We start from the raw sequence: 4,195 nt of genomic DNA, 5'->3' as shown, positions 1-4,195 counted from the left end.
GTGAGCCACGTACGGCGGTGGAGCGGACGCTGTGCCGTTTGTACGCCGAGGTGCTGGGCCTGGAGCGGGTGGGGGCCGAGGACGGCTTCTACGACCTCGGCGGGGACAGCATCTCCACCATCCAGCTGGTCAGCCGGGCCAGAGCGGCTGGGCTGGTCATCACCCCGGCCGAGGTATTCGCCCACAAAACGGTGGCCCGGCTGGCGCACACGGCGACGCCCGCGATCGGTTCGGCCCGTGACCAGGCGGCCGACGTCCCGGTCGGCGAGGTGACACCGACCCCCATCATGGAGTGGCTCCGTGAACAGGGCGGCCCGGTCGACGGGTTCTGCCAGGCGATGCTGGTGACCACACCCGCCGGAGCCGGTACCGGGCAGCTCACGGATGCCCTCCGGGGCCTGGCCGACCACCACGACGCGCTGCGGCTCCGGCTGGCGCACCGCCCGGATGGGGCGTGGTCGCCTGAGGTGACAGCGGTGGGAACCGTACGGGCCGCACAGCGAATACGCCGTGTCGAGACCACGGAGGGCCAGCCCCCGGAGACCCTGCTGGCCGAGCAGTTCACCGCCGCCCGCGGCCGCCTCGACCCGCGGGCGGGGGTGATGTGGCAGGCGGTGCACTTCGACGCCGGGCCGGGGCAGCCGGGGCGGCTCCTGCTGGTCATTCACCACCTGGCGGTGGACGGTGTCTCATGGCGCGTCCTGCTGCTGGACCTGGCGGCCGCCTGGGCATCGGTGGCGGAGGTGGCGGCGGAACGCCCGGTGGAGTGGCAACCGGCCGGCACGTCATTCCGCCGCTGGGCCGCACTGCTGGCCACCGAGGCGGAAACGGAGGCCCGGGAGGGAGAACTCCCCCACTGGGAGAAGACCCTGGCCGATGTACGGCCCGTGGTGGCGGGGCGTACCGGTGGCGACCGCGACACCTTCGGAACCGCCGGAAACATGGCGTTGCCCTTGCCCGGTGAGAACACCGAGCCGTTGCTGACCCGAGTGCCAGGGGCGTTTCACACCGGTGTGCACGATGTGCTGCTCGCCGCGTTCGCCGTGGCCCTCGACACGTGGCGGGAGCGCCACGGCTGGGGCGCCGCCGGTGGGCCCGTGGTGGTCGATGTCGAAGGACACGGCCGGTCACACCCCCTGGCCGAGGAGGTGGACCTCTCGCGCACCGTCGGATGGTTCACCGCCCTCTATCCCGTCCGGCTGGAACCGGGCCGCGTGGACCAGGGGGAGATCCGCAACGGCGGTCCCACGCTCGGCCGTGCGGTCAAACGCGTAAAGGAGCAGCTACGGGCCCTCCCCGGCCAGGGCCTCGGCTATGGGCTTCTGCGCTACCTCAACCCCCGCACCCGCCCCCGCCTCGCCGCACTCCGCACCCCCGACATCCGGTTCAACTACCTCGGCCGCATCGCCGCACCGCGTGGTGCGGCCCCGTGGACACCCGCCGGGGACGGTACGAGCGGGCCGCTCATGGCGGGTGCGGACGCCGACGCCCCGTTGCCCTACCCCCTGGAACTGAACGCCGTCACATACGACGGCCCCGACGGCCCGCGCCTCGTGGCGCATTGGTCCTGGGCCCGTGGGCTTCTCACCGAGGAGGAGGTGAGCGACCTCGCGCACACCTGGTTCACCACGCTGAGGGCCATCACGGCGCATGCCGAACGCCCGGACGCCGGTGGCCGCACCCCCTCCGACCTCCCCCTGGTGAACCTCAACCAGGACCAGATCGACCGACTCGAGGCAGCGTGGAGGAAGAAGCGATGACACAGTCAGGACTGCTCGACGTCTTGCCGCTGTCGCCCTTGCAGGAGGGGCTGCTCTTCCACGCCGTGCAAGACGTCGACGCCATGCATGACGTGCATGACGTCCGTAATGGGGGCGGTGGCGACGGGTACACCGTCCAGATCGTGCTCCGGCTGGACGGGCGGCTGCGCCCGGCAGCGCTCCGGGCGGCGGCCGAAACGCTCCTGGACCGCCACCAGAACCTCCGCGCCGCCTTCCTGCACGAGGGGATGGACCAACCCGTCCAGATCATCCCCCGCGAGATCGAGCTGCCGTGGAAGGAGATCGACCTCACCGAAACCGCCGGAGCGGAGGCCGGAGCCGGGACCGACGCAGAGCGCCGGGCCGCATATGAACGCGTGCTCGACGAGGAGCGAAACCACCCGTTCGACCCCACCGACCCCCCGCTGCTCCGCTTCACCCTGATCCGTATCGGCGCCGACCGCCACCTGCTGGCCCTCACCAACCACCACATCCTGCTCGACGGCTGGTCCTATCCCGTCCTGCTCCAGGAAATGTTCGAGCTCTACGCCCGCGAAGGCGACGACGGCCACCTGCCGCCGGTGACGCCCTACCGGGACTACCTCGCCTGGCTCGCGGCGCGGGACCGGGAGGCCGCCGAGGAAGGCTGGCGGCAGGCCTTGGCCGGGCTCCGGGAACCCACCCTGCTGGCCCCGGCCGCCACTCCGGCCCGCCCGGCCCGGCGGGACCGGGTCGCACTGGAGCTCCCCGGTGACCTCACCGCCCGGCTGGAGGGCTGGGCACGCGACCACGGGCTGACCCTCGGCACGGTCATCCAGGGTGCCTGGGCCATCATGCTGCACCGCCTGACCGGCCGCGACGACGTGGTCTTCGGTATCACCACGGCCGGGAGGCCACCGGAGCTCCCGGGTGTCGAAAGCATGGTCGGACTGTTCATCAACACCGTGCCGGTGCGGATCACACTCGACCAGGACGAGACCCTGGCCACCCTGCTCGCCCGGGTGCAGGAGGAGCATGTCCGGCTCCTGGACCGCCAGTACACCGGCCTCACCGAGGTGTGCCAACTGGCCGGACACCCAAGGCTCTTCGACTCGCTCGTCGTCGTGGAGAACTACCCCTTGGACCCGGACGCCGTCTGCCCGCCGGACACCGGCCTGCGGGTGACCGACATCAACGGTCACGACGGCACCCACTACCCGCTCAGCCTGGTCGTCTTCCCCGGCGAGACCCTACGCCTGCGGCTGGACTACCACACCGGTGTGTTCGACCGCGCCACGGTCGAGAGCGTGCTACGGCGTCTGTCCGCCCTGTTGGAGGCGGTCGTGGTCGGTGCGGGGCGGAGTGTGGGCGGCGTGGAGCTGGTGTCGGCGGCGGAGCGCGGGGAGTTGTTGGCGTGGGGGAGTGGCGCGGTGGAGACGGTGGCGCCGGAGACGGTGCCGGAGGCGTTGGGGGGTGGTGGCGCGGTTGCGGTGGTGGATGGTGAAGTCGCGTTGTCTTACGGAGAGTTGGGGGCGCGGTCGGATCGGTTGGCGCGGTTCTTGGTGGGGTGTGGGGTGGGGCCGGAGCGGCTGGTGGCGGTGGCCATGTCGCGTTCGGTGGATGTGGTGGTGGTGTTGCTGGCGGTGTTGAAGGCCGGTGGCGCGTACGTACCGGTGGATCCGGACTTTCCGGCGGGGCGGGTGCGGTTCATGGTGGAGGACGCCGGGCCGGTGCTGGTGGTGGCGTCGGGTGATGTGGTGGGCCGGTTGCCGTCGTTGGGTGTTCCGGTGGTGGTGCTGGATGACCCGGAGACGGTGCGGGAGGTGGCGGGTTGTCCCGAGGGTGAGGTGACCGACGCGGATCGCATGGCACCGCTGCGTCCCTCACATCCGGCGTATGTGATGTACACCTCCGGCTCGACCGGCACCCCCAAGGGTGTGGTGATCACCCAGCATGCCCTGGTGGCACTGGCCCGCGACCAGGCGTTCGGCGCCAGTGCACACGACACAGTGCTGGTGCACTCACCCCTCGCCTTCGACGCGTCCACCTATGAGCTCTGGGTCCCCCTGCTCCGTGGCGGCAAGCTCGTCCTGATGCCCGATGGCCCGCTCGACACCGCCTCCATGGCCAAGGTGATCGCCGAGCATGGCATCACGGGCGTCTTCGCGACCACGGCGCTGTTCAACAGCCTCGCCGATGAGTCCCCCGACTTCTTTGCTCATGTCGAAGAGGTGTGGACGGGAGGCGAGGCCGCCTCCCCCGCGGCGGTCCGGCGAGTGACCGACACCTGTCCCGGCACCTCCGTGGTGAACGCCTACGGCCCTACCGAGACCACGATGATCGCCACCTACCACCGGGTGGTGAGGGGTGGATCGAGCGCCGAGGCGGTACCGATCGGCCGTGGCACGGACAGCACCCGGGCGTATGTGGTGGATGGTGGGTTGGGTTTGGTGCCG

2 protein-coding genes are annotated in these 4,195 nt (G+C 71.0%); both read left to right on the top strand.

All coding sequences use genetic code 11. The features are described 5' to 3' along the window. The coding region (locus VT50_RS37365) for a condensation domain-containing protein (protein ID WP_240529483.1) at positions 1–1,760 on the top strand (1,760 nt) is incomplete at its 5' end. Continuing rightward, on the top strand, positions 1,757–4,195 hold a 2,439-nt coding region (locus VT50_RS37360; protein WP_143645359.1), incomplete at its 3' end, for a non-ribosomal peptide synthetase. The genes VT50_RS37365 and VT50_RS37360, both read left to right, overlap by 4 nt.

It is taken from the genome of Streptomyces antioxidans (assembly GCF_000968685.2).
Classification (GTDB): Bacteria; Actinomycetota; Actinomycetes; order Streptomycetales; family Streptomycetaceae; genus Streptomyces; species Streptomyces antioxidans.
The sequence above is the reverse complement of the archived record's forward strand: the minus strand, read 5'-3'. Positions and strand labels throughout refer to the sequence as shown.